The sequence below is a fragment of the Streptomyces sp. 8L genome (genome assembly GCF_020176795.1).
Taxonomy (GTDB): Bacteria; Actinomycetota; Actinomycetes; order Streptomycetales; family Streptomycetaceae; genus Streptomyces.
In genome coordinates this window covers 1-3,323 of record NZ_JAIUKE010000742.1, presented here as the reverse complement: position 1 = coordinate 3,323, position 3,323 = coordinate 1, and the positions used below count along the sequence as shown (strand labels likewise).

Genomic DNA, 3,323 nt, shown 5'->3' with positions numbered 1-3,323 from the left:
GACCCGCAGGCGGATGGCCTGCGGGTCCGGTGCGGGTGAAGCGGTGGGCTCGGCCGGGTCTGGCGGCGGCCTTCGGCGCGTTGACGTCGCTCGGCAGCGCCTTCTGCGCGACCTCGACGAGCGTCGCGAACGCGTTGGCGTCGTTGACGGCGAGCTCCGCGAGGATCTTGCGGTCCACCTCGACGTTGGCGGCCTTCAGACCCTGGATGAAGCGGTTGTACGTCATCCCGTTGGCGCGGGCAGCGGCGTTGATGCGCTGAATCCACAGCTGGCGGAAGTCGCCCTTGCGCTTCTTGCGGTCGTTGTAGTTGTAGACGAGGGAGTGGGTGACCTGCTCCTTCGCCTTGCGGTACAGGCGCGACCGCTGGCCGCGGTAGCCGCTGGCCTGCTCCAGAATCGCCCGGCGCTTCTTGTGGGCGTTGATCGCCCGCTTGACGCGTGCCACGTGTCAGCTCCTTGTAGCGGGGTCGCGGTCGGTGCACACGACCCGGAAGTGGTGGGTCCCGGTGGGGGGGGAGGCGAGGTCCCGGTGAGGGGACCGGGCCTCAGATGCCGAGAAGCTTCTTGATCTTCTTGGTGTCCGCCGGGGCCATCTCGGCGTTGCCGCTGAGACGACGCGTAACCCGCGACGACTTGTGCTCCATCAGGTGGCGCTTGCCGGCCCGCTCGCGCAGCACCTTGCCGGAGCCGGTGACCTTGAAGCGCTTGCTGGCACCCTTGTGAGTCTTGTTCTTCGGCATGCGCCGTGTCTCCTCGTCAGTGGCGCTTCCCGGCCGGCGTGGCGCCGGCGCGCGGAAGCGTCATTTCTCGGTATGGGGGTTCCGGGGCGGACCCGGGACCGGAGGCGTTCCTGTGGAGCGACCGCGGGCTCACGCCTCGGCGGACTCGGGGGTCGTCTCGACCGACTCGTCCGACTCCGCCGTGAGCTGGCCGCCGCCCTGGCGCTCGGCCTTGCGGGCGGCCTGCGCCTCGCGGGCCTCGGCCATGGCCTCGGTCTTCTTCTTGTGCGGGCCGAGCACCATGATCATGTTGCGGCCGTCCTGCTTCGGGTTGGACTCGATGAAACCGAGGTCCTCCACGTCCGAGGCGAGACGCTGCAGCAGCCGGAAGCCCAGTTCGGGCCTGGACTGCTCGCGACCGCGGAACATGATCGTGATCTTGACCTTGTCGCCCTGCTTGAGGAACCGCACCACGTGACCCTTTTTGGTGTCGTAGTCGTGCGGGTCGATCTTCGGCCGGAGCTTCATCTCCTTGATGACCGTGTGCGCCTGGTTCTTGCGCGCCTCACGGGCCTTCATGGCCGACTCGTACTTGAACTTCCCGTAGTCCATGAGCTTGCACACGGGCGGACGCGCGTTCGCCGCGACCTCGACGAGGTCGAGGTCGTACTCCTGGGCGAGTTCCAGGGCCTTGGCAAGCGGCACGATGCCGACCTGCTCGCCGCTGGGACCGACGAGTCGTACTTCGGGAACACGAATCCGGTCGTTGATGCGGGGCTCGGCGCTGATGGATCCTCCTCGGTTAGGACTGACCGGCTGTCTGGCAGACAGCCGCATCACCATGTCTTTACTGACCAACCGTGGCGGAACACGAAAAATGCCCCGGACGGACACAGGCGGCAGCTCCAAGGAATACCGGAGCACCGCCGTGGTCCACACGGGGCGCATCGGGCGGCTCCATCGTCCGTACGGAACGATGGGCACCACCTGACCGGTGACCCGCCACCTCGAAGGCGGCCAGGTGGGAGATCGGAGCCTCCACTTGTGGGCCGGGCACATAAGCGCTCGACCGGTCGTCACCCAAGGTTAACACCCCGCGAGGGCCGGAGCGAACCGGCTGGCCGAAAGGGGGCCGCACGGGAGGCCCTAGGGTAAGGCGCATGAGTGACGCGACCCCCGCAGCCGGTCAGGCTGCCCCCGAGCAGCCCGACTACGACGCCCTGACCCGCGACATCGCGGAGGTGCCGGCCGTCGAGGTGATCGTCACGGTGGCGGTCAACCTGATGAGCGCGGCGGCGGTGAAGCTGGGCCTGACCGAGGAGGGCGAGGACCACAAGGACCTCGACGAGGCGCGCAAGCTGATCCACTCCCTCGCGGGGCTGATGGACGCGAGCGCCACGGAGATCAGCTCGTTCCACGCGTCGCCGCTGCGGGACGGGCTCAAGTCGCTCCAGCTCGCGTTCCGGGAGGCGTCCGTGGTGAAGGACCAGCCGGGCCAGGGCCCGGGCGAGAAGTACACGGGCCCCCTCTACGGCTGACGTATCCGGCTGGGGTACGCGGCTGGGGTTATTGCCCGGCGTACGGGGCCCGGCTCCGGCTCCCGGGCCTTCGGCCGGCGCCCGACCCCGGCGCCCGCCGTGCTGCCGTCAGACGCCGCGCACGGACACCGGGCGCCCGGTGTGCCGCCGTCACGCGCCGCGTACGTACAGGGGCTCGCCGGGCGGCGCCGCCCCGGCCGGCAGCAGTGCCAGGTCGAGGCCGTGCACCAGGCGGGCCCGCAGCGTCTCGTGGGCCGCGAGCGCCTCGGCGACCGCGCGGGCGGCGGCGCCCGTGTCGCCCACTTCGCCGTCGAGCACCAGCGCGAGCAGACCGTCGGCGCTGCCCGGCCCGAGATACGCGCGGGCCACGGCGGGCTCGGCCGCCACGACGTCCCGTACGGCGCCGGTGACGGCCGGGTCGCCCAGCGGGTCGGCGCTGCCGCGCCCCTCGGCGAGGGCCCGCAGGGCGGGGCCCGTCAGCTGGTAGGTCACCGGGCCCGCGAGGTCGAGCACCAGGGTGTCCGCCCGCTCGTGCGCGGCCGCCTGGAGCGCCTGGTGCAGGGGTACGGCGACGGGCCTGGCGGCCGGGTCCCAGGCGGCGAGCGCCGCGGTGGAGGTGAAGGCGGGCAGGGCCCGCCGGTCGCCCGCGGTGAGCGTGGGCACGGCCATGTCGCTGGTCTTCTCGCGGCGCAGCCCGCAGCCCGGGCGCCCGGCCCCCCCCCCCGGCGCCCCCGGCCCCTCGGTCTCGCCGAGCACGGCGACGACCGGGACGAGCAGCCGCGCGGTCCTGAGCGCGGTGAGCACGCGGGGCTCCGCGGACCGGTCGGCGGACCAGGCGGCGAGGGCCGCGGCGAGCTCGGGCGCGGCGGTGCCGTCGTCGTCCGCGAAACCGGGATCGGGGATGTTCTTGAGGGCCACGCGACGAGCTTAGGGCCTGGCCGCCGCCCCGTAGGGCCCGGCCTCGGCCCGCCGCCGCTGCCGCCGCCCCGAGGCCCACAGGGCGCCCGCCGCGACCAGCAGCAGGCCGCCCGCGCCGCCCGCGGCGGGGGCGGGCCAGGTCGCGGAC

General features: G+C 72.5%; 4 protein-coding genes and 1 pseudogene. 1 reads left to right on the top strand and 4 read right to left on the bottom strand.

Translation table 11 applies throughout. From position 1 onward, the window contains the following. Positions 1–64: 64 nt before the first annotated feature. The 3 genes and pseudogenes from rplT to infC all read right to left on the bottom strand — a co-directional run. Positions 65–445 (bottom strand): annotated as a pseudogene (gene rplT, locus LCE31_RS38115) (50S ribosomal protein L20); the annotation flags it as partial. Between the two features lie 100 nt (positions 446–545). Beyond that, positions 546–740 (bottom strand): 50S ribosomal protein L35, encoded by a 195-nt coding sequence (gene rpmI, locus LCE31_RS38110; protein WP_225022742.1) that lies wholly within the window; start codon positions 738–740, stop codon positions 546–548. A 129-nt stretch (positions 741–869) separates the two neighbouring features. Next, positions 870–1,556 carry a translation initiation factor IF-3 gene (infC, locus tag LCE31_RS38105; protein ID WP_225022741.1) on the bottom strand — a complete coding sequence of 229 codons (687 nt, stop codon included), beginning with the start codon at positions 1,554–1,556 and terminating at the stop codon, positions 870–872. A gap of 323 nt (positions 1,557–1,879) precedes the next feature. Here infC and LCE31_RS38100 point away from each other — a divergent pair, with 323 nt between their 5' ends. After that, positions 1,880–2,257 (top strand): DUF1844 domain-containing protein, encoded by a 378-nt coding sequence (locus tag LCE31_RS38100; RefSeq protein ID WP_225022740.1) that lies wholly within the window; start codon positions 1,880–1,882, stop codon positions 2,255–2,257. Positions 2,258–2,407: 150 nt separating this feature from the next. On the opposite strand, the gene LCE31_RS38095 is transcribed toward LCE31_RS38100, so the two are convergent. Further along, positions 2,408–3,175, bottom strand: coding sequence for an SseB family protein (locus LCE31_RS38095; protein WP_225022739.1), 768 nt, complete (start codon positions 3,173–3,175; stop codon positions 2,408–2,410). Positions 3,176–3,323 lie beyond the last annotated feature (148 nt).

Excerpts from the sequence above, each read along its gene's own strand:
- rpmI (WP_225022742.1), bottom strand. The coding sequence starts at position 740 with ATGCCGAAGAACAAGACTCACAAGGGTGCCAGCAAGCGCTTCAAGGTC.
- infC (WP_225022741.1), bottom strand. The coding sequence starts at position 1,556 with ATGCGGCTGTCTGCCAGACAGCCGGTCAGTCCTAACCGAGGAGGATCC.
- LCE31_RS38100 (WP_225022740.1), top strand. The coding sequence starts at position 1,880 with ATGAGTGACGCGACCCCCGCAGCCGGTCAGGCTGCCCCCGAGCAGCCC.